Origin of the sequence: Mycolicibacter heraklionensis, assembly GCF_019645815.1 — a bacterium.
GTDB classification, from domain to species: Bacteria; Actinomycetota; Actinomycetes; order Mycobacteriales; family Mycobacteriaceae; genus Mycobacterium; species Mycobacterium heraklionense.
On record NZ_CP080997.1, the window covers coordinates 2,021,837 to 2,048,704 of the forward strand.

Annotated in this window: 25 protein-coding genes and 1 pseudogene; 17 read left to right on the plus strand and 9 right to left on the minus strand. The window is 68.9% G+C overall.

Annotated elements, in window-relative coordinates; genetic code table 11:
• Nucleotides 1–21 precede the first annotated feature (21 nt).
• The gene (gene asnB / locus K3U94_RS09435) at nucleotides 22–1,968 is read right to left on the minus strand and encodes an asparagine synthase (glutamine-hydrolyzing) (protein WP_220696324.1); all 1,947 of its coding nucleotides are present in this window, start codon (nucleotides 1,966–1,968) and stop codon (nucleotides 22–24) included.
• A gap of 194 nt (nucleotides 1,969–2,162) precedes the next feature.
• Here asnB and ctaC point away from each other — a divergent pair, with 194 nt between their 5' ends.
• The 4 genes from ctaC to K3U94_RS09455 all read left to right on the plus strand — a co-directional run bounded on the left by ctaC (nucleotide 2,163) and on the right by K3U94_RS09455 (nucleotide 5,319).
• Complete coding sequence (gene ctaC, locus K3U94_RS09440) at nucleotides 2,163–3,242, plus strand: aa3-type cytochrome oxidase subunit II (RefSeq protein ID WP_434084912.1); 1,080 nt, start codon at nucleotides 2,163–2,165, stop codon at nucleotides 3,240–3,242.
• Nucleotides 3,243–3,252: 10 nt separating this feature from the next.
• Complete coding sequence (gene ctaF, locus K3U94_RS09445) at nucleotides 3,253–3,672, plus strand: cytochrome c oxidase subunit 4 (RefSeq protein WP_047321064.1); 420 nt, start codon at nucleotides 3,253–3,255, stop codon at nucleotides 3,670–3,672.
• Nucleotides 3,673–3,802: 130 nt separating this feature from the next.
• Nucleotides 3,803–4,690, plus strand: coding sequence for an MmpS family transport accessory protein (locus tag K3U94_RS09450; protein ID WP_220696325.1), 888 nt, complete (start codon nucleotides 3,803–3,805; stop codon nucleotides 4,688–4,690).
• The gene (locus K3U94_RS09455; RefSeq protein ID WP_434084913.1) at nucleotides 4,687–5,319 is read left to right on the plus strand and encodes a DUF2561 family protein; all 633 of its coding nucleotides are present in this window, start codon (nucleotides 4,687–4,689) and stop codon (nucleotides 5,317–5,319) included. The genes K3U94_RS09450 and K3U94_RS09455 overlap by 4 nt, the downstream gene beginning before the upstream one ends.
• Nucleotides 5,320–5,351: 32 nt before the next feature.
• On the opposite strand, the gene K3U94_RS09460 is transcribed toward K3U94_RS09455, so the two are convergent.
• The 5 genes from K3U94_RS09460 to ctaE are packed head-to-tail and all read right to left on the minus strand — an operon-like array spanning nucleotide 5,352 to nucleotide 10,311.
• On the minus strand, nucleotides 5,352–5,981 hold the full coding sequence (locus tag K3U94_RS09460) for a pyridoxine/pyridoxamine 5'-phosphate oxidase (protein WP_220696326.1): 630 nt from the start codon (nucleotides 5,979–5,981) through the stop codon (nucleotides 5,352–5,354).
• Between the two features lie 58 nt (nucleotides 5,982–6,039).
• A complete protein-coding gene (gene qcrB, locus K3U94_RS09465) occupies nucleotides 6,040–7,665 on the minus strand; it encodes a cytochrome bc1 complex cytochrome b subunit (RefSeq protein ID WP_047321061.1) in 1,626 nt (541 codons plus the stop codon).
• Nucleotides 7,662–8,831 carry a cytochrome bc1 complex Rieske iron-sulfur subunit gene (gene qcrA, locus K3U94_RS09470; protein ID WP_047321089.1) on the minus strand — a complete coding sequence of 390 codons (1,170 nt, stop codon included), beginning with the start codon at nucleotides 8,829–8,831 and terminating at the stop codon, nucleotides 7,662–7,664. Before qcrA ends, qcrB begins: the two co-directional genes overlap by 4 nt.
• On the minus strand, nucleotides 8,828–9,703 hold the full coding sequence (gene qcrC, locus K3U94_RS09475) for a cytochrome bc1 complex diheme cytochrome c subunit (protein WP_230987522.1): 876 nt from the start codon (nucleotides 9,701–9,703) through the stop codon (nucleotides 8,828–8,830). The genes qcrA and qcrC overlap by 4 nt, the downstream gene beginning before the upstream one ends.
• Complete coding sequence (gene ctaE, locus K3U94_RS09480; RefSeq protein WP_047321060.1) at nucleotides 9,700–10,311, minus strand: aa3-type cytochrome oxidase subunit III; 612 nt, start codon at nucleotides 10,309–10,311, stop codon at nucleotides 9,700–9,702. The genes qcrC and ctaE overlap by 4 nt, the downstream gene beginning before the upstream one ends.
• Nucleotides 10,312–10,493: 182 nt before the next feature.
• On the opposite strand from ctaE, the gene trpD reads away from it, so the two are divergent.
• Nucleotides 10,494–11,576 carry an anthranilate phosphoribosyltransferase gene (gene trpD / locus K3U94_RS23650; RefSeq protein WP_230987523.1) on the plus strand — a complete coding sequence of 361 codons (1,083 nt, stop codon included), beginning with the start codon at nucleotides 10,494–10,496 and terminating at the stop codon, nucleotides 11,574–11,576.
• Here trpD and K3U94_RS09485 read toward each other — a convergent pair.
• Nucleotides 11,514–13,328: pseudogene (locus K3U94_RS09485) on the minus strand (DEDD exonuclease domain-containing protein); the annotation flags it as partial. The gene trpD and the pseudogene K3U94_RS09485 overlap by 63 nt on opposite strands.
• Before the next feature lie 143 nt (nucleotides 13,329–13,471).
• Here K3U94_RS09485 and K3U94_RS09490 point away from each other — a divergent pair.
• From K3U94_RS09490 to K3U94_RS09505, 4 genes are all read left to right on the plus strand, one after another.
• Complete coding sequence (locus tag K3U94_RS09490) at nucleotides 13,472–13,738, plus strand: hypothetical protein (RefSeq protein ID WP_230987524.1); 267 nt, start codon at nucleotides 13,472–13,474, stop codon at nucleotides 13,736–13,738.
• A gap of 184 nt (nucleotides 13,739–13,922) precedes the next feature.
• A complete protein-coding gene (gene ripC, locus K3U94_RS09495; RefSeq protein ID WP_220696743.1) occupies nucleotides 13,923–15,059 on the plus strand; it encodes a peptidoglycan hydrolase RipC in 1,137 nt (378 codons plus the stop codon).
• Nucleotides 15,060–15,078: 19 nt separating this feature from the next.
• The gene (locus K3U94_RS09500; RefSeq protein ID WP_434084922.1) at nucleotides 15,079–15,879 is read left to right on the plus strand and encodes an eCIS core domain-containing protein; all 801 of its coding nucleotides are present in this window, start codon (nucleotides 15,079–15,081) and stop codon (nucleotides 15,877–15,879) included.
• Nucleotides 15,880–15,934: 55 nt separating this feature from the next.
• Nucleotides 15,935–17,077, plus strand: coding sequence for a glycosyltransferase family 4 protein (locus K3U94_RS09505; RefSeq protein WP_220696328.1), 1,143 nt, complete (start codon nucleotides 15,935–15,937; stop codon nucleotides 17,075–17,077).
• 62 nt (nucleotides 17,078–17,139) lie between these two features.
• On the opposite strand, the gene K3U94_RS09510 is transcribed toward K3U94_RS09505, so the two are convergent.
• Entirely contained in the window at nucleotides 17,140–18,942 is a 1,803-nt protein-coding gene (locus K3U94_RS09510; RefSeq protein WP_220696329.1) for an AMP-dependent synthetase/ligase, read from the minus strand.
• A gap of 180 nt (nucleotides 18,943–19,122) precedes the next feature.
• Between K3U94_RS09510 and K3U94_RS09515 the strand changes: the two genes are divergently transcribed.
• The 5 genes from K3U94_RS09515 to K3U94_RS09535 all read left to right on the plus strand — a co-directional run bounded on the left by K3U94_RS09515 (nucleotide 19,123) and on the right by K3U94_RS09535 (nucleotide 22,580).
• A complete protein-coding gene (locus K3U94_RS09515) occupies nucleotides 19,123–19,518 on the plus strand; it encodes a polyketide cyclase / dehydrase and lipid transport (protein WP_047321055.1) in 396 nt (131 codons plus the stop codon).
• A gap of 80 nt (nucleotides 19,519–19,598) precedes the next feature.
• Nucleotides 19,599–20,036 carry an SRPBCC family protein gene (locus tag K3U94_RS09520; RefSeq protein ID WP_047321054.1) on the plus strand — a complete coding sequence of 146 codons (438 nt, stop codon included), beginning with the start codon at nucleotides 19,599–19,601 and terminating at the stop codon, nucleotides 20,034–20,036.
• 32 nt (nucleotides 20,037–20,068) lie between these two features.
• The gene (locus K3U94_RS09525) at nucleotides 20,069–21,328 is read left to right on the plus strand and encodes an ArsA family ATPase (protein WP_230987526.1); all 1,260 of its coding nucleotides are present in this window, start codon (nucleotides 20,069–20,071) and stop codon (nucleotides 21,326–21,328) included.
• Nucleotides 21,325–21,720 (plus strand): hypothetical protein, encoded by a 396-nt coding sequence (locus tag K3U94_RS09530; RefSeq protein ID WP_220696331.1) that lies wholly within the window; start codon nucleotides 21,325–21,327, stop codon nucleotides 21,718–21,720. The genes K3U94_RS09525 and K3U94_RS09530 overlap by 4 nt, the downstream gene beginning before the upstream one ends.
• A gap of 125 nt (nucleotides 21,721–21,845) precedes the next feature.
• Nucleotides 21,846–22,580, plus strand: a complete 735-nt coding sequence (locus K3U94_RS09535; RefSeq protein WP_047321051.1) for a lysophospholipid acyltransferase family protein — start codon at nucleotides 21,846–21,848, stop codon at nucleotides 22,578–22,580.
• Here K3U94_RS09535 and K3U94_RS09540 read toward each other — a convergent pair.
• The gene (locus tag K3U94_RS09540; RefSeq protein ID WP_220696332.1) at nucleotides 22,541–23,836 is read right to left on the minus strand and encodes a glycosyltransferase 87 family protein; all 1,296 of its coding nucleotides are present in this window, start codon (nucleotides 23,834–23,836) and stop codon (nucleotides 22,541–22,543) included. The genes K3U94_RS09535 and K3U94_RS09540 overlap by 40 nt on opposite strands.
• A 93-nt stretch (nucleotides 23,837–23,929) precedes the next feature.
• On the opposite strand from K3U94_RS09540, the gene K3U94_RS09545 reads away from it, so the two are divergent.
• The 3 genes from K3U94_RS09545 to K3U94_RS09555 are packed head-to-tail and all read left to right on the plus strand — an operon-like array spanning nucleotide 23,930 to nucleotide 26,848.
• Complete coding sequence (locus tag K3U94_RS09545) at nucleotides 23,930–24,943, plus strand: hypothetical protein (protein ID WP_220696333.1); 1,014 nt, start codon at nucleotides 23,930–23,932, stop codon at nucleotides 24,941–24,943.
• Nucleotides 24,940–25,428 (plus strand): polyadenylate-specific 3'-exoribonuclease AS, encoded by a 489-nt coding sequence (locus tag K3U94_RS09550; protein WP_220696745.1) that lies wholly within the window; start codon nucleotides 24,940–24,942, stop codon nucleotides 25,426–25,428. The genes K3U94_RS09545 and K3U94_RS09550 overlap by 4 nt, the downstream gene beginning before the upstream one ends.
• Nucleotides 25,429–25,462: 34 nt before the next feature.
• Entirely contained in the window at nucleotides 25,463–26,848 is a 1,386-nt protein-coding gene (locus tag K3U94_RS09555; protein ID WP_220696334.1) for a class II 3-deoxy-7-phosphoheptulonate synthase, read from the plus strand.
• The last annotated feature ends 20 nt before the right edge of the window (nucleotides 26,849–26,868 follow it).

The window sequence follows — 26,868 nt, forward strand, 5'->3', positions numbered from 1 at the left end:
TGGTGGGCGCAGAGTGAACGGCTACAGCCGCACCGGGTAGTCCGGCTCCCGGATGGCGGGCACCACGCTGTGCTCGACGAAGATCGCGTGCCACAACATGAAGATCAGCGCGGTCCACAACCGACGGCTGTGATCGGCGGTGCCGACGCGGTGCTCGTCGAGCATCGTGCGCACCGCGGCGACATCGATCAGGTGATCGGCGCCGGTGGCGTCCACCATCGCGTACGCCCACTCCAGCAGCTCACCGGCGCGCAGCCAGTGCCGCAACGGCACCGGGAAGCCGAGCTTGGGGCGGTGCAGCACGTGCGCGGGAATGATCGGCTCCAGCGCCCGGCGCAGCGCGTATTTGGTGGTGGTGCGGGTGATCTTGGCCGATACCGGAAGCCGCGACGCCACCGCGAACACCTCGGGGTCCAGGAACGGCACCCGCAGCTCCAGTGAATTGGCCATGGTCATCTTGTCGGCCTTGACCAGGATGTCGCCGCGCAGCCAGGTGAACAGGTCGATGTGCTGCATCCGGGCCACCGGGTCCCAGCCGGCCGATTCGGCATACAGCGGCGCGGTGACGTCGGTGTGGGTCCATTCGGGGGAGAAGCCGGGCAGTACCGCGCGCAGTTGCTCGTCGGAGAAGCTGCGCGCGTTGCCGTAGTAGCGCTCTTCCAGCGTCAGCGACCCGCGGTGCAGCAGGCTCTTGCCGCGCATTCCCTCGGGCAACGGCCGCGACGCCTTGCCCAGCGACCGGCGCACCGGCGCCGGCAGGTAGTCGAACGGGCGCAGCGACAGCGGCTCGCGGTAGATCGTGTAGCCGCCGAACAGCTCGTCGGCGCCTTCGCCGGAGAGCACCACCTTGACGTGCTTGCGGGCCTCGGCGGCGATGAAGTACAGCGGAACCAGGGCCGGGTCGGCGACCGGGTCGTCCAGATACCAGACGATCTCGGGCAGGGCGGCGACGAACTCGGCCGGGCTCACCACCTTGACCACGTGCCGGGCGCCGATCGCCTCGGCGGACGCAGCGGCCACGTCGATCTCGGAGAAGCCCTCCCGCTCGAACCCGGTGGTGAAGGTGATCAGCTTGGGGTTGTGCCGCATCGCCAGCGCCGCGATCGCGGTGGAGTCGATCCCCCCGGACAGAAACGCGCCGACGGTGACGTCGGCCCGCATGTGCTTGGCGACCGAATCCTCCAGCACCGCGGTGATCTCGTCGTAGCGGGCCTGCTCGGTATCGCGGGTGATCGGGGTGGCGTCGAACCGCGGCCGGAAATAGCGAGTGGTCTCCGGCGCGCCGCCGGGCCGAATCCGGGCGTAGCAGCCCGACTCCAGCCGGCGGATGCCGCGGTGCAGCGTCTCCGGTTCCGGCACGTACTGCAGCACCGTGTAGTGCTGGACGGCGCGGGTGTCGATGTCGGTGTCGAAACCCACCACGTCGGCCAGGTCCAATAGGCACTTCTTCTCGCTGCCCACCACCGTGCCGCCCGGGCCGGACGCCATGAACAGCGGTTTGATCCCGAACGGGTCGCGGGCGCAGAACAGCTCGCCGGCCACGGTGTCCCACACCGCGAAGGCGAACATGCCGCGCAACCGCGTGAGCACGTCGACGCCCCAGTAGTGGTAGCCCGCGACGATCGCCTCGCCGTCGCCGTCGGTGGCGAACACCGCGCCGTGGTCGGCGGCCAGCTCTTCGCGTAACTCCAGGTAGTTGTAGATCTCGCCGTTGAACACCAGTTCGTAGCGCTCCGGAGCCTCCGGCGGGCCCCACCGCATGGGCTGGTGCGAGTGGGCGATGTCGATGAACGACAGCCGGTTGAAGCCGAACACCACGCGGTCGCCGGCCCAGATGCCGCCTGGCTCGTCCGGGCCGCGGTGGCGCATCAGGTGGGTTGCGCGCGACACCGCGCCGGCGACTTCGGCCACATCAGGGCCCGGTGTCGTGCCGGCCGGGGCACAGACGAAGGCCAGCAGTCCACACATCGGGTCCCAGTATGCCGCACCGGTATCGGCCTTTAACCATGTAGGCCTGCGCAGGGCGGGTGCGGACCGGGGGAGTCGGATGAGGCGGTCAACACACTGGGGCGGCCAACCGGCAGGTACATCAAACCTCGGTGATCCGGGTGGTCTACGCTGCGTAGTATTCGACTGCTCCGCCGGGTCAGTCGGCCCGTTCTGTGACTCGAGGAGGCACCAACGTGACACGTCGCGGGCAGGGCGTTGCACATCGCCGTCTGCTTCGACCGCTGACCGCGGTCAGCGTGCTCGGACTGCTGGCGGTGACGCTCAGCGGTTGCAGCGTCGACTGGACCGATGTGGTCGGCTTCGGCTGGCCCAAGGGCATCACGCCGCAGGCCGAGGCGAACTACCAGCTGTGGATCGGCATGGTCATCGCTTCGGTGGTGATCGGTGGGCTGGTCTGGGGAATGATCTTCTGGTCGATGATCTTCCACCGCAAGAAGGCGACCGACACTGAGCTGCCGCGCCAGTTCGGCTACAACATGCCGCTGGAACTCGGGCTGACCGTCTTGCCGTTCCTGGCCGTCGCGGTGATCTTCTACTTCACCGTCGTGGTCCAGGAGGAGATGCTGCACCACGAGCCCGACCCGGAGGTCGTCGTCGACGTCACCGCCTTCCAGTGGAACTGGAAGTTCGGCTACCAGAAGGTCGACTTCCACGACCACACGCTGAGCTACGACGGCGTGGACCAGCCCCGCAAGGACGCGATGGCCTCGAAGCCCGAGGGCGTCGACGCGCACGGCGAAGAACTGGTCGGACCGGTGCGCGGCCTCAACACCGAGGACCGCACGTACCTGAACTTCGACAAGATCGAGACGGTGGGCACCACCAGCGAGATCCCGGTGTTGGTGCTGCCGAGCGGTAAGCGCATCGAATTTGTCCTCAACTCGGCCGACGTCATCCACGCCTTCTGGGTGCCCGAGTTCCTGTTCAAGCGCGACGTCATCGCCTGGCCCGAGCGCAACAACCAGGTGAACACCTTCCAGGTCTCCGAGATCACCAAGGAAGGCGCGTTCGTCGGCCACTGCGCCGAGATGTGCGGCACCTACCACGCGATGATGAACTTCGAAGTCCGAGTGGTCTCGCCGAACGACTTCAAGGCCTATCTGGATCAGCGCATCGCCGGAAAGACCAACGCCGAGGCGCTGGAGGCGATCAAGCAGGAACCGCTGGCCACCACCACGTTCCCGTTTGACAGCCGCCGTGGCCTGCTAGCCCCGCAAGCCAGCAACAAGTAGGGACAACCGCATGCGCATCGAATCCAGGCTGTTCGAGTTCGTCGCCACCTTCTTCCTGGTGGTCGGGGTGATCTACGCGGTGCTGACCGGGAAGTTCGCCACCGGCGGCGTGGAATGGGCCGGCACCACCGCGCTGTTCCTGACCGGGATGATGGCCATGATCGTGGCCACCTTCTTCCGGTTCGTGGCACGCCGGCTGGACACTCGTCCCGAGGACTACGAAGCGGCCGAGGTCAGTGACGGCGCCGGCGAGCTGGGCTTTTTCAGCCCGCACAGCTGGTGGCCGATTCTGGTCGCGCTGTCCGGGTCGGTGGCCGCCGTCGGGATCGCCCTGTGGCTGCCGTGGCTGATCGCTGCCGGAGTGGTGTTCGTGTTGTCGAGCGTGGCCGGACTGGTCTTCGAGTACTACATCGGCCCCGAGAAACACTGACCACACCTCCGTCGCCTCCGCCGTGTCGACCCATTTGGGTAGGGTTGCCGATGCACAATGACCAACGGTGGTTGATGTCGACCGCAACCGGTCAGGGCGTGGCGCGGCGGTTTGAACAGGATAGGCGGGAATGAGCGGGCCGAATCCCCCAGAGGCGGGCTCTGGAGACGAGGGCTCCGGCAACGGTCAGCCGGCCTCTGACCTGGCCCCCGAGGCAGGCGGAGAGATCCAGCCGCTTGACGACGTGGCTGCCACTCCTACCGCCGCTGCTCCGGACAACACCGCCTACTCGCAGGCGTATTCGGCTCCCGAATCCGAGCAGTTTCTGAGCGGGCCCTACGTTCCGGTGGATCCGCGGCTCTACGACTACGACAACTACGACGCACCCGACGAACCGGACCTGGACGCCAAGACGCCACGGTGGCCGTGGGTGGTCGGTGTCACCGTGATCATCGCCGCGGTCTCCCTGGTGGTGTCGGTGGCGTTGCTGTTCGCCCGCACCGAGACTCACGATCTGGCTACGCCCGGCACGACGAGCAGCACGGTCTCGGTGCCGCCGGTGCAGGACGAGATCACCCGGACCAGCACCAGCACCACGGCGCCGCCCCCGCCGCCCAGCAGCGAGGAGCCGCCGCCCCCGCCGCCCAGCAGCGAGGAGCCGCCGCCCCCGCCGCCGCCGAGCGAGGAGCCGGCGCCCGAGCCATCGACCACGACGCAGGAGACCACCACGACCACCCCGCCGAAGCCGCTGCAGGTGACCTACTCGGTGACGGGCACCAAGGCGCCGTTCGACCAGATCACGATCACCTACGTGGATGCGTCCGGGCAACGTCGCACGCAGCGCAACGCCTACATCCCGTGGTCGCTGACCCTGACCCCGATATCCCAGTCCGAGATCGGTTCGGTGGAGGCCACCAGCATGCTGCGGCTGAGCAAACTCAACTGCTCGATCACCAGCAGTGACGGTAGGGTGTTGTTCTCCAACAGCAACGACGCACCGGCGACGAGCTGCGGATGACCGGCGGGAACATGGTAGAGCGATTCATTCGACCGGGGCAGTCCCCGGAGGTCACCGATCGTGTCCTGCTGGGCGCGTGCGCCGCGATCTGGCTGACGTGGCTGGGCATGAGCGTGGCGGCCACGGTGGCGCTCGTCGATCTGGGGCGGGGCTTTCACGAGCCGACCAAGAGTTCGCACAGCGGCCTGCTCTACATCGTGATCGGGGTGTCCGCGTTGGTCATCCTCGCGGCCATCCCGGTGCTGCTCCGGGCGCGCCAGCCCAGCCCTCCGCGGCCCCCCGGCTTCCCGTCCCCGGCGCCGGCCAAGCCGCTGCGCCAGAACGCCCCGCTCCCGCAGCGCGGTTTCGACGCTCCGGGCCGGCGGGCGGCCAGCACACGCCCGGTGCTGCCCAACCAGGCTCAGGTGGATCGGGTGCTGCTGCGTGGCATCACGGTGCTGGCCAGCGCGCTGGGCGGCGCCTTGACCCTGGTCGCGTTGGCCACCTACCTGATGGCCGTCGGCAAGGACACCGGCTCGTGGGTCTGCTACGGGCTGGCTGGGGTCGGCACTGCCGCCATGCCGGTGATTCCGTGGCTGTACCTGCGTCGGCTGGGTGAGGTACTGGAGCTTCCGTCTCGCTTCGGCTGAGCCGTCGTCACAGCCCCAGCCCCGTGGCTCCGCTACGGCCAGAGCAGCGTCGTTGACCAGCTCGTCCCGTCACGTTCATAACGCAGCCTGCGGTGCCGGCGGGTGGAGTCGGCCTGCCAGAATTCGACCGCGTCGGCCTGTACCGCGTACGACACCCATTCGGCGGGCACCAGGGTGGGGGAGCGTTCGAGCTCCAGGTGCGCCTTGGCCAGGGCCTCGCTGATCTCTGCCGGATCGTCGTAGGGCTCGCTCTGCCGGCCGGTGAGCACCATCGCCCGGGCGCCTTCCGAGCGGGCCAGGAAGTCGTCGGCAGTCACCGGTGGCGGGTCGGGGAGGGCAATGCCGTCGACCCTGACCTGACGGCCCAGCGCGGGCCAGTAAAACGTCAGTGAGACAGCCGGATTGCGGGCGAGGTCGGCGCCCTTGCGGCTCGCCGAGCTGACTCCGAAATGCCAACCGGCGGCATCGATGTCTTTGAGGATCAGCACCCGCGCCGACGGCCGCGAGCCGCCGGTTCCGGCCGCCGCGCCGACCGTCGACAACGTCATCGCGTGCGGCTCCACGATGCCGCTGTCGACAGCGTGCAACAACCATTGGACGAACAGTGCGACGGGGTCGCCGGGTGCCTGCGCCGGGTCGAACTCTGGAGCCGCACCGACCAAAACGGGCAGCCCGCGCAGGAGATTGCGCAGGCTGCCCGCTTGTCCGGACCCAGTGGGCCTAGTGGTGGCCGTTGGTGTTACCGCCTTGGTGCTCGGCCAGCGCGGTCAGCGCACGCCGCTCGCTGGCATGCGCGGCCTCGTTGAGCGCGGCGTCCTCGTCGACCGGGTCGGCCGTCAGGAAGCTGCCCCGACCGGGGGCACCGCCCGAACCGAGCTTGTTCATCTTCTTGGGCAGCGGCGCACCGGCGTATTCCAGCGGAATGGGGTGGCCGTGGTCGTCGACCGGGCCCAGCGGCTGGTGCAGCTCGATGTAGGCACCGTGCGGCAGCCGCTTGATGATGCCGGTCTCGACGCCGTGCTCGAGCACGTCGCGGTCACTGCGCTGCAAGCCGATGCACCACCGGTAGGTGGCGAAGAAGATCAGCGGTGGCAGCACCACCATCCCGATACGGCCGATCCAGGTCGTCGCATTCAGCGAGATGTGGAACTTCCACGCGATGATGTCGTTCATCGCAGCCAGGGTCAGCACCATGTAGAAGCTGATCGCCATGGCGCCGATCGCGGTGCGGACCGGAGCGTCCCGGGGCCGCTGCAGCAGGTTGTGGTGCGCGTAGTCGCCGGTGAACTTCTTCTCCAGGAACGGGTAGATCATCAGCAGGATGAAGACCCCGCCCATGATCAGCGCGACTCCGACCGGTCCGGGCACGGTGTGGCCCCAGAAGTAGAACTCCCAGGCCGGCCAGAGACGGGCCAGGCCCTCGGTCCACATCATGTAGAAGTCCGGCTGGCTACCCGCCGACACCTGCGAAGGCCGGTAGGGGCCCAGGTTCCAGATCGCGTTGATCTGCAGCAGCCCGCCCATCAGGCCGAGGATGCCGGTGATCATCGCGAAGAACGCACCGGACTTGATCGCGAAGACCGGCAGCACCCGCACACCGACAACGTTGGTCTCGGTGCGGCCCGGGCCGGGGAACTGGGTGTGCTTCTGGAACCACACCAGCGCCATGTGCACGCCGATCAGGGCCAGGATGATGCCCGGGATCAGCAGGATGTGCAGGGCGTAGAGCCGGGGGATCAAGATGGTGCCCGGGAAGTCGCCGCCGAACAGCGCCCAGTGCAGCCAGGTGCCGATCACCGGCATGCCCAGCGTGATCGAGGACAGCGCGGCGCGCAGACCGATACCGGACAGCAGGTCGTCGGGCAGCGAGTAACCGAAGTAGCCCTCGAACATGGCCAGGATCAGCAGCAGCGACCCGATCACCCAGTTCGCCTCGCGCGGCCGGCGGAACGCGCCGGTGAAGAAGATGCGCGCCAGGTGCACCATGATCGACGCCGCGAACATCAGCGCGGCCCAGTGGTGGAGCTGGCGGACGAACAGGCCGCCGCGGACCTCGAAGGAGATGTCCAGCGCCGACTCGTAGGCCCGCGACATCTGCACGCCGTTGAGCGGCTGGTAGACGCCGTGGTAGATGACCTCGGCCATCGACGGGTCGAAGAACAGCGTCAGGTAGACGCCGGACAGCAGCAAGATGATGAAGCTGTACAACGCGATCTCACCGAGCAGGAACGACCAGTGCGTCGGAAAGACCTTGTTGAACTGGCGGCGCAGCGCGGCGGCCGGGTGGTACCGGGTATCGATGTCGTCTGCTTGGCGGGCGAGCAGGTCGCCGATTGCAGGGCTCATGAGGTGCGCTCCCAGAATGCCGGTCCGACAGGTTCGACGAAGTCGCCATTGGCGACCAGATGCCCATTGGCGTCAATGGTGATCGGCAGCTGTGCCAGCGCGCGAGCCGCCGGGCCGAAGACCGGCTTGGCGAAGTGCAGCGCGTCGAACTGCGACTGGTGGCACGGGCACAGGATCCGATAGGTCTGCTGCTCGAACAGGGAAGACGGACAGCCCAGGTGCGAGCAGATCTTGGTGTAGGCGAAGAAGTCGCCGTAGTTGAAGCTCTCCTGGCCTTGGCGCTTGACCACCTTGGGCATGTCGTCGGGCCGGATACGGATCAGCATCACCGGGTTACGGACGCCCATCATGATCGCGGTGAGCTTCTCGTTCGATTCCTCGGTGGTGCCGTCGCCGTCGGACTCCCGCCACGGGAACACCGTCTCCATGCCGCCGGCGTCCAGGTCTTCGGGCCGCATCTTGACGAACGGCGAGTTGGTGCTCTGGCCGGTCGCGCGGGCCAGGTAGATGGTCTCGCCGGGGTAGCGCGGGGTCCACCCGGACGTCCACAGCGCGGCCTTCTTGCCTTCGGCGGTGTCGACGACCGGCTTCCAGGGGTTCTTGATCAGGCCGCCGGCACCGGCCACCAGAGTGCCCAGGCCGAACGCGCCGAACCCCACGCCCAGCGACGCACCCAGCAGCTTGCGCCGCCCGATCGTCGAGCCCTCGAACGCGTCGGTCAGCTGGGCCGCCACCGTCTTACGGTCGATCTCGGGGGAGCTGCCGTCGTGACGCTCCTGGATGGTGATCTCTTCGGGGATGAACTTCTTGACGAACAGCACCGCACCGACCGCGATGCACAGCACCGAGAGACCGAAGGTCAGCCCGTACAGCGGAGTCGCCAGCGAGTACGCCAGGCCGTTCGGGGACTCCAGCGGTGCGTACTCCCACGGCCAGAACAGGAAGATCAGGAGCAGGGCCAGTCCGAAGCCGCCGCCCGCCAGGAACCAGGCCGCGACCCGGCGCTCGGCGCGCTTCTCGGCCCGAGTGCCCTCGACCGGCCAGCGGGGCTCCTTGAAGACGGTGTCGACACCGTCGATCTGGCCGCCGAGAGCCAGCAGCTCCTCGGTGGTCATCGTCGCCAATGCGGCGTCATCTGGGAGTTCAGTCTTGTCGTTGCTGCTCATGAGCGTGCCCCGATCCACAATGCTGCGGCGATGGCTGCGACCATGCCGACGATCCAAATCACCATGCCCTCGGGAGCCGGGCCGAACCCGCCGAGCCCGTAGCCGCCCGGATCACGTTCCTCGGTAACGGATTTCACGTAGGCGATGATGTCCTTCTTCTCTTCCATGGAGATCTGCCGGTCGGAGAAGCGCGGCATGTTCTGCGGGCCGGACAGCATCGCGGTCAGGATCTGTTGCTCGCTGGCCGGTTCCAGGTCGGGCGCGTACTTACCGGAGGACAGCGCGCCGCCCCGGCCGGTGAAGTTGTGGCAGGACGCGCAGTTGAGCCGGAAGAGGTCGCCACCGCGGCCCAGGTCGTCGCCGCGCAGCGAAGCCTGCGCGATGCTGCCGTCGGCGTTGCGCACCACGGTGGGGCCGCCGCCGTTGGCCTGCACATAGGCGCCCAGGGCGTCGATCTGCTTGTCGTCGAAGATCGGGTAGGTGCGGGGGGCCTGGGCCTCGCCGCGGACCGCGGGCATCCGGCCGCTGGAGACCTGGAAGTAGACGGCGGCTTCGCCGACGCCGATCAGGCTCGGTCCGCGGCCCGGCTCACCCTGCAGGTTGGCGCCGTGGCAGCTCACGCACGAGGTGTCGAAGAGCTGCTTACCGGTCCGCAGCAGGGCCGAGGACGACTCGTCGGCAACCGCGACCTGCGGGGTCGGGGTCAGCAGCGCGGCCATCCCGCCGGCCAGGGCCAGGGCTACCAGCAGCAGCAGTCCGCCGGAGACCCGACGGCGCAGGCGCCGCCGGGCGACGGTCTCGTTGTTGCCAGGTCGGGCCCACTTCTTCAGTGTCTTCAACCGGACACTCCTGTTCATCGGGCGGTTGCTCATCGGATGAAGTAGATCGTGGCGAACAGTGCGATCCACACGATGTCGACGAAGTGCCAGTAGTAGGACACGACGATCGAGGCGGTGGCCTGAGCCGGGGTGAACTTGCTCATCGTGGTGCGCAGCATCAGGAAGATGAAGGCGACCAACCCACCGATGACGTGCAGGCCGTGGAACCCGGTGGTCAGGTAGAACACGGTGCCGTAGGCGCTCGACGGGATCGTGGTGCCGTGCGAGATCAGGTGGGAGTACTCGTAGGCCTGACCGCAGACGAAGAACAGTCCCATGAGGAAGGTCAGCAGGTACCACCGGCGCAGCCCGAACACGTCGCCACGCTCGGCGGCGAACACGCCCATCTGGCAGGTGAACGACGACGCGATCAGCACCAGCGTCACCGGCACCGACTGCCACAGATTCAGCTCCGTCGGCGGCGGCGGCCAGGCGCCACCCGACTGCGCGCGTGCCGTGAAGTACATCGCGAACAGACCGGCAAAGAACATCAATTCACTGGACAGCCACACGATGGTGCCGACGCTGACCATGTTGGGCCGGTTCAGCGAATGCACACGAGAAGTAATGGCAGTACCCGAGGACCCCACAGCGCTCGTCACCCCGCAAGTATGACGCTATGTAGTTGTAGATCTCCACCCGGGGCTGGCAATTCGTTTGAACTGGTGTTGTCTGTGCCGTTACGCGCGCGTGAGCGCACTGTTAGCGCTGCGTCGTCAACCTGTTTCGGGCCCTGTTTCCGGTTGGCTTTGGCGTCGCGGAGGCCGCATGCGACGATCGGCGCGTGGTCGAGCCAGGTAGTGCGGTGCAGCCGAAAGCGCAGATAGGGCAGTGGCGGCAGGTGCTGGGCGGCCTGACGTCCGGTAGGGACCTGCCTGCGGGCCAGGCGGCCTGGGCGATGGAGCAGATCATGGCCGGTTCCGCCACGTCCGCCCAGATTGCGGCGTTCGGCGTGGCGATGCAGATGAAGGGCCCGACCGCCGCCGAGGTAGGTGAGCTGGCCGACGTCATGCTGGCCTACGGCCGCAAGGTGCCCACCGACAAGATCGGCACCGACACCGTCGACGTGGTGGGCACCGGTGGGGACGGCGCCAACACGGTGAATCTGTCCACGATGGCGGCGATCGTGGTGGCCGCCGCAGGTGTGCCGGTGGTCAAACACGGCAACCGGTCGGCGGGCTCGCTGTCCGGGGGCGCCGACACCCTGGAGGCGTTGGGGGTGCGCATCGACCTGGGGCCGGACGAGGTGGCGCGCAGTGTCGCCGAGGTCGGCATCGGGTTCTGCTTCGCTCCGCAATTCCAGCCGTCGTATCGCAACGCCTCGGTGGCCCGGCGCGAGATCGGCGTCCCCACGGTGTTCAACCTGCTGGGACCGCTGACCAACCCGGCGCGACCTCGGGCCGGGTTGATCGGGTGCGCGTTCGGAGAGTTGGCCGAGGTGATGGCCGGTGTGTTCGCGGCGCGGCAGTCCAGCGTGCTGGTGGTGCACGGTGATGACGGCCTCGACGAACTGACCACCACCACGACCAGCACCATCTGGCGGGTGCAGGCCGGCACCATCGATCGGCTGACGTTCGACCCGGCCGGTTTCGGATTCGCCCGGGCCGAGGTGGGCGAACTGCTCGGCGGCGACGCGCAGGCCAATGCCGAGGAGGCCCGTTCGGTTCTCGCCGGAACCAAGGGCGCGGTGCGGGATGCCGTGGTGCTCAACGCCGCCGGGGCGATCGTCGCCCATACCGGGTTATCCAGCAGCGCTGAGTGGTTGCCGGCCTGGGAGGACGGGTTGGCGCGCGCTGCCGAGGCGATCGACAGCGGCGCGGCCGAACAGTTGCTGGCCCGTTGGGTCCGCTTCGGCGCCCAGCTCTGAGGCCAGCCGGGCCGAGCGGGCCAGCGCCGCCCACGACGTCCACGGCCCGGCCGAAGCCAGCGGCGAGGTCCATCCGTCGGCGCCGTCGGCGGGCGCGACCCGCACGATGCGCACCCCGGGCGTTGCCAGCCAACGGGCGATGAGCATGGTCTCCTCGACCAGAGCTCCGGCCAACGGCGCCGGCTCGGGCAGCACCGCCTCGGCCCCCAGGGTGATCGCATCGACGACGGGCATCGGCGGCACCCCGCGCGCGGCGCACCCGGCGGCGGCCAGCCGGCCGTGGCGGATCACCGCGAGCTGCCACCCACCGGTGCCATCCGGCGCCGCGGCCACCAGCTCGGGCAGCGCCGCCAGGGCGCGGGCGCGTTGGCTGCGCCACAGGGCATCGATGGCGGCCGCGGTGCGGTCGCGCAGCCGTGCGGCACTTTCGTAGTGTCCGCGATCGGCCAGCGCGTGCACCTGCTGCACCGCGGCGCCCAGGGCGGAGTTGTCGGCGCCGTCGAGCAGAGCGGCCGCACGTCCGACCGTTTCGGCGTACTCGTCTGCGGTGGCGTCCGCCGTCGCTGGGCAGGGACCGACTTCGACCGGCGGGCAGGAGTGCCGACCGGCGCGGCTCAATCGCCTTGTGCAGGTTCGGATTCCGGTGAACCGTGCTAGCAGGATGGCCGTTTCGGCGGCGTCGGCCCGCGATCGGAACGGGCCGACGGCCCGGTGGTGGCGGGGGGAGCGCACCACGGTCAGTCGTGGAAAAGCCTCGTCTGTCAGCGTGATCCACCACCACCGCCGGGGGAACTTCGATCGTCGGTTGTAGGGCGGAGCGTGGGCGGCCAGCAGCCGCAGTTCGCGGACTCCGGCCTCCAGCGGATGCGCGCATTCGACGTGGTCGATCCGGGTGGCCAGTGCCACCATCTCGGCGATGCGACTGCGGCGTTCGGAGCCGTTGAAGTACTGCGCGACCCGGCGGCGCAGGTTGGTGGAGGTGCCGATGTAGAGCACTTCGTCGGACGGTCCGCGAAACAGGTAGACGCCCGGCCGGTGCGGCAGCCCGACGGCCAGGCTGCGCTTGCGGCGCTGGGCCGGTGTGGTGTGCGACAGATACGCGCGCAGGTCGACGAAAGTGCTGACCTGCTGGTTGCCGAGCCGCTCGATCAGCGCGTGCAGGACGTCGACGGTGGCGCGGGCGTCGTCGAGCGCTCGGTGGGTGGGCGTGGTGCTGACCGCGAACAGCCGGGATAACTCGGCAAGCCGGACACTGGGCGCCTCGTCGCGGCTGAGCACCCGGCGCGCCAGCCGCACCGTGCACAGCACCGGCGGCCGCGGCCAGGCCAATTCGCAGCGGCGTGCGGCGGCGGTCAGGAACCCGACGTCGAACCCGGCGTTATGGGCGACCAGCACCGACCCGCGGTCGAATCCGGCGAACTCGAGGAAGGACGGCAGCACGGCGTCGATCGTGGGCGCGTCGTAGACCATGGCGGTGGTGATTCCGGTGAGCCGGACGATCTGCGGCGGAATGCCGCGCTGCGGGTTGATCAGCGTGGCGAACTCGCCCTCCACCACCCCGCCACGCACCTTGACCGCGCCGATCTCGGTGATGGCGTCCGCGTCGTCGTCGCCGCCGGCCGAGGCCCGGCCGCCGGTGGTCTCCAGGTCCACCACCACGAACGTGGTGTCCCGCAGGGTGGCCGGGGCAGCTTCGAGTTCGGCTTCGAACTGGACGAAGCTCAGCTGCCCGGTGTCAGAGCCGGAGGTCATGGCCGAACCGTAGGCGGGCGCACCGACACCCCCGGTTCAGCGAGGCTCGCCGGAGGCGAGGTGAAGGAGCGGCCGCCGCAATGAAGCGAGAGGTTGTCGGTGCCCGGAGTTAGCGTGCCGGCAACTGATCGAGAGGAATCGTCATGGGACAGATCTCGGGACACTCGGATGACCGCGGCGCCCGCCGGGTGGATGCGGATCCGATGGTGATCGACTGCGATGACTGCGCGGTGCGCGGACCGGCCTGCCGCGACTGTGTGGTCAGCGTGTTGCTGGGGGTGCCCAACGAGCTACTCGAAGACGAGCGGGCGGCGCTGGATGTGCTTGCCGAGGCCGGGATGGCGCCCCGACTGCGGCTGGTGCCGATCCGCGGTGAGCGCGGGCCGTTGCGCCGCCCGGGAGTGGCCTGACCAGGGCCGGACCGCCGGCGAGCCGTCTTACGATTTTCACAATCCCGACTGTTAATGTGGGCAACTCGTGATGGACAACGGCGTTGCCATTCCGTAACCTATTCGAGACCTTACGTTTCGGCGGCGGCACAACCCCCGTGCCTCCCTGGGCAGTGTTAAGGATGCAATCTTGGAGCTCGAACGTATGCAGTGGCGTCTGCGTGCTTTGAGGCGCCCAGCCCTCGGCGCCGCAGCCGGTTTGCTGGCCGGTATCACGACTCTGAGCAGCGTATTGGTCGGAAACGTCCACGCAGACCCCGCCGACGACGCCCTGGCGAAGCTCAGCGAACTGTCCCGGCAGGCCGAACAGACCACTGAGGCCATGCACACCGCGCAGCTCAATCTCGATGAGAAGCTCGCCGCGCAGCAGGCCGCGGACACCGCGCACGCCGCCGATCAAGCCGCCCTGGACGCGGCCCGGGACCAGCTGTCCACCTACCGAGCGGCCGTCAACCGCTTCGCCGCCACCACCTACATGGGGGGCCGGGTCGGCGGCGCGGACGCCATCCTGACCGCCGAGTCGCCGCAACAATTGATCGACAAGCTCGGCGTGCAGCGGGTGGTGGCCGGCGACCTGTCGGTGCAACTGGACCGTTTCCGTACCGCCAGCGAACAGGCCGATCAGGCCGAGCAGGCGTCCGCCAAGTCGGCTGACGACGCCCGCACGGCAGCCGAGCAGGCCGCCGCGGTGCGCGCCGAGCTGCAGGCCCGCCAAAGCCGTCTGCAACTGCAGATCTCGGTGGTGAAATCGCAGTACTACGCACTGACGCCGCAGCAGCGCACCGCGATGGCAGCACCCGGCCCGGTGCCCGAAGCCGTACCGGGAGAGCCCGCCCCCGAGGGCGTGCCGCCGGCACCCGGATTCCCGGGATTCCCGATGCCCGGCTCCGATGCGCCGCCTCCGATGGACGGGGCATGGGGCGGGCCCGGTGGCGGAGCCGCCGCGACCGCCGTCCAGGCGGCGTTGACCCAGGTCGGCACGCCCTATGTCTGGGGCGGGGCCGCGCCGGGCGGATTCGACTGCTCCGGGCTGGTGATGTGGGCGTTCCACCAGGCCGGCATCAACTTGCCGCACTCCAGCCAGGCGCAGGCCAACGGCGGGCAGCCGGTGTCGCTGTCAGACCTGCAGCCCGGTGACGTGCTGACCTTCTATTCAGATGCGTCGCACTCGGGTATCTACGTCGGCGACGGCATGATGATCCACTCGTCCACCTTTGGTCAGCCGGTCCGGGTGGTGCCGATGAACTCCTCCGGCCCGATCCACAACGCCCGCCGTTACTGAGCGCCGGGGAATCCGCCGCCTGCTTGCGGCGCTGTTGGCTGTCGAGCTGATCAGCGGTGGTGCGCTGCTGGGCGCAGCTGCTCGCCGGCCGGCAGCTGTGCCGCTGATCGTGGGCGATGACCGCAGCGTCGTGCTGGAGAATCTCGGGGGCCAGCCCGGCGAAGAGCTGCTGTCGCGGGTGACCGCAAACATCGGGCCCGCCGTCGACGCGGTCGAAGCGTTCTGGGGGACCGACTGGACGCACCGCATTCAGGTCACGGCGACCGGCTCGGATCGGCAGTTCGTCGAGCTTGCCGGTCACGACAGCGCTGATGTTGCGCAGTGGGCCGATGTCGCCGCGGTCGCGGTCGCCGACCGGGTGGACCCGGAGCGTCGGACAGCAGTTGGTCAACGAATAGTCTTCGCGCCTGGTGCGAATGCGATGAGCACACCGGCGTTGCGAATCGTGTTGACCCACGAGCTTTTTCACTACGCGGCCCGGACCGATACCGCGCTCGATGCGCCGCGCTGGCTCACCGAGGGCGTAGCCGATTTCGTCGCGCGGCCCACCGGGGACCGGGCGATCGGGCCGGCGGGGCCGGTGCTCGCGCTGCCCTCGGATGCCGACCTGGATGCGCCCGGACCGCGTCGGGCGCAGGCCTATGACCGGGCGTGGGAGTTCGCTCGTTTTGTGGCCGACCGCTTCGGGACGGCCAAGCTGCGCGAGCTCTACCTGACCGCCTGCGGTCCCGGGCATGTGCCGCCGGCGGTGGCGGTGCCGCTGGTGCTCGGCGTGGACCTGCCCGAGTTGCTTGCCGGGTGGCAGCGGTGGCGGGGTTGAGCGCCACCCCCGGGCCGCGGGCGGCCCGCATCGTCAGCCCGCTAGCATCCCTGCAGTGAGCCGGGTCCTGCTGGTAACCAACGATTTTCCGCCGCGCCCCGGCGGCATCCAGTGCTACCTGGAAGAGCTGGTGCGCCGCATCGCCGGCAGCGGGCGACACGACGTGACGGTGTACGCGCCGCAGTGGAAGGGCGCCGACGCCTTTGACGGCGCCGCGAAATCGGCCGGCTATCAGGTGGTGCGCCATCCCGGCACGCTGATGTTGCCGGGCCCGGCCGTCGACTCCCGGATGCGCCGGCTCATCGGCGACCTGGGCGCCCAGACCGTCTGGTTCGGTGCGGCCGCCCCGCTGGCGTTGCTGGCGAACCGGGCGCGCGCTGCCGGCGCCACCCGGGTGGTGGCCAGCACACACGGTCACGAGGTCGGCTGGTCGATGCTGCCGGGGGCCCGCTCGGTGCTGCGCCGGATCGGTGAGTCCTGCGACACCGTCACTTTCGTCAGCCACTACACCCGCGGGCGGTTCGCCTCGGCGTTCGGCCCCGACGCCGCGCTGGAGCATCTGCCGCCCGGAGTGGACACCGACCGGTTCCGTCCCGACCCCGCTGCCCGCGCCGAACTACGGGCCCGGCATGGGCTGGGGGAGCGTCCCACCGTGGTCTGCGTATCGCGACTGGTACCCCGCAAGGGCCAGGACATGCTGATCAGGGCCCTGCCGGCGATTCGGCAACGCGTCGACGGCGCGGCGCTGGTGATCGTCGGCGGCGGACCCTACGCCGAGACGCTGCACAAGCTGGCCGGCGAGTGCGGGGTTGCCGATGCGGTGACCTTCACCGGCGGTGTTCCGGCGGCCGAGCTGCCGGCCTACTACTTACTCGGCGACGTGTTCGCGATGCCGTGCCGCACCCGCGGTGCCGGGCTTGACGTGGAGGGTCTGGGCATCGTGTTCCTGGAGGCGTCGGCGGCCGGCGTCCCGGTGGTCGCCGGCAACTCGGGTGGCGCCCCCGAAACCGTCCTGCACAACCGGACCGGGCTGGTGGTCGAGGGCCGGGCCGTAGCTCAGATCGGTGATGCCGTCGCGGGATTGCTCGCCGACCCCGACCGGGCCGCTGCGATGGGTGCCGCCGGTCGCGAATGGGTGACGGGGCACTGGCGCTGGGACACCCTGGCCGGGAGGATGGCCGACCTGCTGCAAGCCTGAAGCTGGTTCATGCGGCGGTCCCAGCTTCGGCTCTCCTTCGTCGAGCCTCGCTGAACCGCTGGTCAGCCCTTGGCGTAGATCGCCTCGATCGCGTCGGCGAACTTCTCCGCGACCACGTTGCGCTTCACCTTCATCGTGGGCGTCAGCTCGCCGGTGGCCTCGGTGAAGTCGACCGGCAGGATCTGGAACTTTCGGATCGACTCGGCGTGCGAGACCGCCAGATTGGCCTGCTTGACGGCCGCGTCCACCTCGGCGATCAGGTCGGGGTCGGTCGTCAAGTCGGCCACCGTGGCGGTGTCGGCCTTGCTGTTGCGCTGCTTCCAGCCCTCGATGGCCTCGGGGTCGATGGTGATCAGCGCGCCGATGAACGGCTTGGCGTCACCGACGACCATCGCCTGGCTGATCAGCGGGTGCGCGCGCAGCTGGTCCTCGAGCACCGCGGGGGCGACGTTCTTGCCGCCGGCGGTGACGATGATCTCCTTCTTACGGCCGGTGATCTTCAGGTAGCCATCGGCGTCGATGTGGGCCAGGTCGCCGGTCCGGAACCAGCCGTCGGTGAACGCATCGGCGGTGGCCTGCTCGTTGCGCCAGTAGCCGTTGAACACCACTCCGCCGCGCACCAGCAACTCGCCGTCTTCGGCGACGCGCATGCTGTTGCCGGGCACCAGCTTTCCGACGGTCCCCACCTTCATGCCACTGACCGGGTTGACGGTGATGGCGGCGGTGGTCTCGGTCAGCCCGTAGCCCTCGTAGATGGACAGGCCGACACCACGGTAGAAGTGGCCCAGCCGTTCGCCCAGCGGCGCCCCACCGGAGACCGAGGCGCGGCAGTTGCCGCCCAGCGCCGTGCGCAACTTGTGATAGACGAGCTTGTCGAACAGGGCGTGCTTGGCGCGCAGCAACAGGCCCGGCCCGCCGTGATCGATGGCCTCGCTCCAGTCCACCGCGGTCTGGGCCGCGATCTCGAAGATGCGGCCCTTGCCGTCGTTGGCGGCGTTCTGGGCGGCGGTGTTGTACACCTTCTCGAACACCCGCGGTACCGAGACCACCACCGTTGGCTTGAACACCGAGAACATCGGCACCAGGTTCTTGATGTCACTGGTGAACCCGACCGTCACCTTATTGGCGAAGGCCGCGATGCTCAGTGCACGGGCCAGGACGTGCGCCAACGGCAGGAAGACCAGCAGGCGCTGGCCGGGAGCCAGCAGGGTGGGCAGCGCAGCCTGCGTGCCGCGCAGCTCGTGGAGGATGTTGGAGTGGGTGAGCTGGCAGCCCTTGGGCCGCCCGGTGGTGCCCGAGGTGTAGATCAGCGTCGCCGCGTCGGTGGCCCGCAGCGCGTCGATCCGCGCGGTGAGCTGTGCCGGGTCTTGGCCGGCGGCGGCCTCGCTGAGCTCGTCGAGGGCCTGGGCGCCCGAGCCGTCGATGGTCAGCACCCGCCGCAGCGCGGGCAGGTCGCCGGCGAGTTCGTTGACGATCTTGGCGTGGGCGTCGGTTTCGGCGAACGCCACCACCGCGCTGGAGTCCTGCATCACCCATCGGACTTGCTCGGCCGACGACGTTTCGTAGATCGGTACGGTCACCGCGCCGATGGACAGGATCGCGTAGTCCAGGATGGCCCACTCGTAGCGTGTCGCCGAGAAGATGACTACCCGGTCGCCGGCCGCCACGCCCTGGCTGATCAGGCCCAGCGCGGCCGAACGGATCTGCGCGGCGGCGGTGGCGCAGGTGACATCCGTCCAGACCCCGTCGACGAGACGCTGGTAGATGACGAAGTCGGGACTGTTGCGCTCGTGCTCGAAGACGACCGCGGCGACGTTGTCGTGCTCCTCGACGGTGAACGGCGCGGGAACACTGAACTCACGCATTGCGATGACCTCTCTTGCCAACCTGGGTGTCGATCCGCTCAGCCTAGTCGCCGCCTGATGATGAGCGTGACGGTGTTCACGTTGCGGTTCACCCACCGGGAGAGATTGAGCCCCGGCAGCGGCCCGCAGCAGTGATAGCGGAGGTTTGTTCAGCAAACGTATTCGATACGCTTGCGGGCCATGAACAGTATCCAGGTTGCCGACGAGACGTTCGTCGCCGCTTCCGGCGAGCAGGTCGGCGCGGCAGTCGGCGACCCGTCGAGTTGGCAGCGGTGGTGGCCCGACCTGCAGCTGCAGGTGGTCGAGGATCGCGCCGACAAGGGCATTCGGTGGACGGTGAGCGGGCCGCTGACCGGCACTATGGAGATCTGGCTGGAGCCGATGCTCGACGGCGTACTGCTGCACTACTTCCTGCATGCCGAACCCACCGGTGTGACCGGCCGGCAGCTGGCCCGGCTGAACCTGGCGAAGCTGAACCACCGCCGCCGGGTGGCCGGCAAGCGGATGGCCTTCGAAGTCAAGGACCGCCTTGAGCGTTCCCGGCCGGTGGGGGTCCCTCCGATCGCCGTCAGTTGACCCGGCTTCGCCGGGGCCGGCGAGGTACCGTCTCTGCCGAGGGCCGGCGGCAGGCGCGAGCGAGTTAGGGAAGTAAGTACGTGGCGGATAAGACAGCTCAGACGATCTACATCGCGGCGGATCCGGACACGGTGATGAAGGTGATCGCCGACATCGGCGCTTACCCCGACTGGGTCTCGGAGTACACCGAGGCCGAAGTGCTCGAAACCGATGCCGACGGTTACCCGAAGGTGGCGCGGCTGGTGCTCGACGCAGCCGTGATCAAGGACACCATGGTGCTGGACTACGACTGGTCGGCGGACCGTCGATCGGTGCGCTGGTCCTTGGCGTCGAGTTCGCTCCTGAAAGCCCTCAACGGCGAATATCGCCTGACGCCCAAGGGATCCGGAACCGAGGTTCTATACGAGTTGTCGGTGGATCTGATGATTCCGATGATCGGCCTGCTCAAGCGCAAAGCGGAGCGGCGGCTGACCGACACCGCACTGAAGGACCTGAAGAAGCGAGCAGAGGCTGAGTGAGGCCGCCTGAGGCAGGAACGGCCGCGCTCCCGGTGGCTGCGATCAGTCTGTTCGTCGGCAAGGGCGGCGTAGGCAAGTCCACGTGTGCGGCGGCGACCGCTGTCTCGTTGGCATGCGCTGGAGACCGGGTGCTGCTGATCTCCACCGACCAGGCCCATTCGGTCGGGGACGTGCTCGGCCTGCCGGTGCCCCCCAGCGGTGCCCGGGACCCCATCCCGGTGGCCGTCGATGACGCCGGAGCCGGCGGTGGGCGCTTGGACGTGCTGGCGCTGGACACGCTGGCTCTGCTTGAGCGGCACTGGGCCGGCGTGGTCGACGTCTTGGCCGTACGGTTCCCGGAGTCGGATCTGGGCAGCGTTGCGCCCGAAGAACTTTCGGCGCTTCCCGGTGTCCAGGAGGTGCTGGGCCTGCACGAGGTCGGCGAACTCGCAGACAGTGGGCAATGGGACCGGGTCGTCGTCGACTGCGCGTCCACCGCCGATGCGATGCGGATGCTGACCCTGCCGGCGACCGTGGCGCTCTACGCCGAGCGGTCCTGGCCGCGGCACCGTCGGCTCAGCGGAACCGAGGACCCCCGGTCGACCGCCCTGGTCGAGCTGATCGAACGGATCAGCCGCGCCGCCGAGCGGCTTGCCGAGCGGCTGACCGATGAGACGACGGTCACGGCGCACCTGGTGCTGACCGCCGAGCGCGTGGTGGCCGCCGAAGCCATCCGGACCCTGGGGGCGCTGTCGCTGACGGGTGTGCGGGTCGCAGAGCTGATCGTCAATCAGATTTTGTTGCAGGACGATTCGTACGTCTACACCAACCTGCCGGCCCACCCCGCGTTCGACTGGTACGCCGAGCGGATCGGTGAACAGAGCAGTGTCCTCGAAGAGGTCGACCGCGCCATCGGCGATGTGGCGATGGTGCTGGTCCCGCACCTGGCGGGTGAGCCGATCGGCCCCAAGGCGCTGGGTGATCTGCTCGCGAACAGCCGCCGCCGCGACGGGTCGGCGCCACCGGGTCCGGTGCGGCCGGTGGTCGACCGGGAGTCCGGTTCCGGGCTGGGGGCGGTGTATCGACTGCGGCTAGAGTTACCCCAGGTCGATTCCGGTGCGCTGAGCCTGGGGCGATCCGGAGACGATCTGATCATCGGTGCGGGTGGCACCCGACGTCGGGTTCGGTTGGCGTCGGTGCTGCGGCGGTGCACGGTCGTGGACGCAACGCTGCGTGGCAGCGAACTGACGGTGCGCTTCCGGCCGGATCCGGACGTGTGGCCGGTGACTGGCGATGAGGAGGTGCGACGTTGAACGCTGGCGCGCACCCGGATCTGGGTGAGCTCGGGCCCGAGCTGCGCAAGCTCGCCCAGGCGATCCTGGATCGACTCGACCCGGCGGTGCGTGCCGCGGCGCTGCTGGCGGCCGCCGGCGACGGCCCGGGCAAATGCCAACAGGTGTGGTGCCCGGTGTGCGCCCTGGCAGCGCTGGTAACCGGGGAAGAACATCCGCTGCTCACCATCGTCGCCGAGCACAGCGTCGCGCTGTATGAGGTGATCCGCGCGGTGGTGGGGGAGGCCGACCCGACGGGCGGGGCGCCACGCCCGCCCGACCCCGGCCCGCCCGGCGGAGACGGTGGTGGCGGGCAGCCGCCGGCCCGGCCCAGCTATGAACCCATTCCGGTCACCATCGAAACCGAAACCTGAAAGACCGAAAGCTGAGGAATTCCACGGAATTCGCGCTGTGACGAATCACCGTGTGGCCCTAGCCACGCCCGGTCGGTAAAGTTGGCGCGAACACGGCCGCCGAGTCGGGGTAGGAGGGAGGGGCCATGTGGTACTGGTTGGTCAAGTACGTCTTCTTCGGGCCTCTGCTGGCTCTGATCGGGCGGCCGAAAGTCGAGGGCCTGGAGAACATCCCTGACGAGGGTGCGGCCATCCTGGCCAGCAATCACCTGGCCGTCATGGACAGCTTCTATCTGCCACTGGTGGTGCGCCGGCGGATCACCTTCCTGGCCAAGTCGGAATACTTCACCGGCACCGGGATCAAGGGCTGGCTGACTCGCGCGTTCTACACCGCAGTCGGGCAGGTTCCCATCGACCGCAACGACTCTGACGCCGCGCAGGCCGCGCTGACCACCGCCCAGCGGATCCTGGCGCAGGGCAAGCTGCTCGGTATCTATCCCGAGGGCACCCGCTCGCCCGACGGCCGGCTGTACAAGGGCAAGACCGGACTGGCCCGGCTCGCGCTGCACACGGGCGTCCCGGTGATCCCGGTCGTGATGGTCGGTACCAACGTCGTCAACCCGCCCGGCACCAAGATGCTGCGCTTCGGCCGGGTCACGGTCCGCTTCGGCGAGCCGATGGACTTCTCCCGTTTCGAGGGGATGGCCGACAACCGTTTCATCGAACGTGCTGTCACCGACGAGGTGATCTACGAGCTGATGCGGCTGTCCGGCCAGGAATACGTCGACATCTACGCCGCCAGCGTCAAAAACGGTGTCCCGCAACAGGACGGGGCAACAGGTCAGCCGGTTGCCCGGTTTCCGGAGACCGCGGCGGGCTGATCCGGACTCGTCCGGGGGCCGGGCCGCAGCGTCGCGCCGGCCGTGACGATCATCGCCAGCGCCCACCACACGTAGGACGTCCCGGCCAGTTGGCGCCACCACGCCGCGCCGGCCTCGTGATGTTCGGGCAGCAACTCGATCGGACTGCGCATCATCAGCGCCACCCCCACCACACTGAGCACGCCCAGCCCGACCGCTCGATGCCGGTAGGCCACCACCACCGTCACCACCACGGCCGGCAGCATCCACACCCAATGGTGCGACCACGACACCGGTGACACCACCAACCCGAACAGTGCCACGCAGACCAGCGCCAAAATCGGCTCACCGGCGGCGATCACCTGCCGGGCCGCCCACCACATCGCCGCGAGCACCAGCAGGCAACCCGCCAGCCACAGCACGGAGCGCACGTGGTCGTCCAGCGGCAGCCGAGCCAGCGCGCCGGCCAGGTTCTGGTTGGTGTTCAGGCTCGCCCCACCGATGCGGTCGGTGTCGCGGACGGTGTGCGTCCAGTACTGCCAGGAGTCGCTCCAGGCCATCGCGAACCCCACCAAGGTCGCCGCCAGGAACGACACCACGGTGGTCATCGCGGCGCGCCTGTCGCGGCGTAACAGGAAGTAGAGCAGGAACACCGCCGGGGTCAGCTTCAGCGCCACCGCGACACCCAGCAGCGCGCCGCGCGGCCAGTAGGTGCGCCGTGGCACACAGTCGGCGATCACCAGCGTCATCAACACCGCATTGACCTGGCCGAAGTCGAAGTTGGCCCAGATCGGTTCGGCGTCCAACCAGATGGACGCCGCCACGATCGCCACCGCCACCACACCGCGGTGCCACCAGTCCGGCCCGCTGCCGGGCCGCGCGTCGAAGCGGACCCCCAGGCCGGTGAGCACGATGGTGATCGAGACCACCAGAAGCAGCGTCGAGAGGATGGTCAGCGCGGCGGCCGCGGTGCCCAGCGACACCCAGGTAAGGGGGGCGAACAACACCGCGGCGATCGGGGGATAGGTGAACGGCAGCACCGTCCCGTCGATCTGGGTTTGGAACCAGTCCTCGCCGTAGAGCGGCCGGCCCGCACGCCAGGCCTGTGCCGCCATCCGGTAGACGTCGACGTCGATGTGGTACGGCGTGCTGCCCAGCGCCCGCCACGTCGTGTAGCCCAGAGCCGTAACCGTCAGCAGCGTGAAGATCCACCAAACGGCCCAACCGCTGATGCCCCCGTGCCGACGGCCCGGGTCGGGCGGCCGCGATGTAGTCATGTCGCAGCACAGCCTATCGGGTAGCGACGTTATACCGAGGCACGCCTGTGGCGATCCGGGCGTGGTGTGCCGCGAGGGCGTACGTTGCATTAGGTGCTGGAATGGTTCCGCGACGACATCATCGGCCGTGGCAGACTGCCATTGCTGTGCTGTCTGCTGGCCTTCCTGGTGACGTTTCTGGTGACCCGCTCGGTGGTGCGCTACATCCGCAGCCAAGCCGACAACCCCCGTCCGCCCCGCTGGTGGCAGCCACGCAATCTGCACTTCGGGTCCAAGCACATCCACCACGTGGTCTTCGGGGTGGTGTTGGTGATGGTCGCCGGGGTGACCCTGGTGGCCGCCGGGCCGAACGCGCACGAGCCGGCGTTCAGCCTGGCCGCGATAGCGTTCGGGATCGGGGCGGCCCTGGTGCTCGACGAGTACGCGCTGATCCTGCACCTGTCGGACGTGTACTGGGAGGAGGACGGCCGTGCCTCGGTGGACGCCGTGTTCGCCGCCGCCGCGGTCACCGGGCTCCTGGTGCTGGGCTTTCATCCGCTGACGTTTGTGCTGTCGACGTGGCACGACACCTCGTCGCCGCTGATCCACGCGGGTGTGATCGCCAGCCTGGTGATGGCGTTGCCGCTGGGCGTGATGGTGTTGTTGAAAGGCAAGGTGTGGACCGGATTGATCGGGATGTTCTTCTTTCCGCTGCTGGTGGTGGGCGCGGTGCGGTTGTCGCGGCCGCACGCGCCCTGGGCCCGCTGGCGCTACCTGACTCGTCGGGACCGGATGCACCGTGCGCTGGAGCGCGAGCGCCGGCTGCGCCGCCCGGCGATTGCGGCCAAGCTCTGGTTGCAGGACGCGATCGCGGGCCGGCCCCAGGTGCCCGATGAGCGCGCCGTCGACGCCGAGCTCGACCGTGAGGTGCGGGCCGCGTCGGCGCCGACGGTGCAGTTCATGGCTCCCCGGCAGCAGGTCCCCATCGGCAGGCCTCCCGTCCGGCGGGCGCCCGCCGCCGGAGCGCCGGGCCGGCCGGGCCCCAACCGGGCGGTGTCGGAGGCATCTGCGCCCACCATGCCGGTCGCGATTCCGCGGATCCACCGGCCGGGCGGGCCGTGGCAGTGAGGTACTTCTACGACACCGAGTTCATCGAGGACGGCCGCACCATCGAGCTGATCTCGATCGGTGTGGTCGCCGAGGACGGGCGCGAATACTATGCGGTCTCCACCGAGTTCGACCCGGATCGGGCGGGGCCGTGGGTGCGCACCCATGTACTGCCGAAGCTGCCGTCGCCGGCGTCACAGGCCTGGCGGCCGCGCAGCCGGATCCGCGCGGATCTGGAGGAGTTCTTCGGCGTCGAGCGCGGCGAGCCGATCGAGTTGTGGGCCTGGGTGGGCGCCTACGACCACGTGGTGCTCTGCCAGTTGTGGGGCACCATGCCCGATCTGCCGGCGCCGATCCCACGTTTTACCCGTGAGCTCAAACAACTGTGGGAGGACCGGGACCAGCCGCCCCTGCCACCTCGGTCGACCGGCAGTCACGATGCGCTGGTGGACGCCCGCGACCAGCTGCGCCGTTTCCAGGTCATCACCGGCAGCGAACTGGCCTGATCAGGGCGGGTCGGCACCCGGCTACCATGGTCGGGTGAACTGGACCGTTGACGTACCCATCGACCAGCTGCCGGCGTTGCCGCCGCTGCCCGCGGATCTGCGCGAGCGCCTCGACGCCGCGCTGGCCCGGCCGGCCGTCCAGCAACCCAGCTGGCCCGCCGACCAGGCCAAGGCCATGCGTACCGTGCTGGAGAGCGTCCCGCCGATCACAGTGGCGTCCGAGATCGAGCGCCTCAAGGCGCAGCTGGCCCAGGTCGCCCGCGGGGAGGCATTCCTGCTGCAGGGCGGCGACTGCGCCGAGACCTTCACCGACAACACCGAGCCGCACATCAAGGGCAACATCCGCACCCTGCTGCAGATGGCCGTGGTGCTGACCTACGGCGCCAGCATGCCGGTGGTCAAGATGGCCCGCATCGCCGGTCAGTACGCCAAGCCGCGCTCGGCCGACATCGACGCGCTGGGGCTGAAGTCTTACCGCGGCGACATGATCAACGGCCTGGCTGCGGATGCCGCGGTGCGCGAACACGACCCGTCGCGGCTGGTGCGGGCCTACGCCAACGCCAGCGCCGCGATGAACCTGGTGCGGGCGCTGACGTCGTCGGGCCTGGCGTCGCTGGAACTGGTGCACGACTGGAACCGGGAGTTCGTCCGCACCTCGCCGGCGGGTGCCCGCTACGAGGCCCTGGCCGGTGAGATCGACCGTGGCCTGAAGTTCATGAGCGCGTGCGGGGTCGCCGACCGGGAGTTGCAGACCGCCGAGATCTACGCCAGCCACGAAGCTTTGGTGCTCGACTACGAGCGGGCCATGCTGCGGATGGCTGACGTCGCAGGCACACCGCAGCTCTACGACCTGTCGGCGCACTACGTGTGGATCGGCGAGCGGACCCGCCAGCTCGATCACGCCCACATCGCGCTCGCCGAGGTGATCGCCAACCCGATCGGGGTCAAGCTCGGTCCTACCACCACACCGGACCAGGCAGTCGAGTACGTGGAACGTCTTGACCCGCATAATGTCCCGGGGCGACTCACCCTGATCAGCCGGATGGGGAACAGCAAGGTGCGCGACCTGCTGCCGGGGATCATCGAGAAGGTGCAGGCCACCGGACACCAGGTGATCTGGCAGTGCGACCCGATGCACGGCAACACTCACGAGGCCTCCACCGGCCACAAGACCCGGCACTTCGATCGGATCGTCGACGAGGTACAGGGGTTCTTCGAGGTGCATCACGCGCTGGGCACTCACCCCGGCGGCATCCACCTGGAGTTCACCGGGGAGGACGTCACCGAGTGTCTCGGTGGCGCCCAAGACATTTCGGACGCGGACCTGGGCGGCCGCTACGAGACGGCGTGCGACCCGCGGCTCAACACCCAGCAGAGCCTGGAGTTGGCCTTCCTGGTCGCGGAGATGCTGCGCGGCTGACGTCCCCCCGGGGCGCGAGG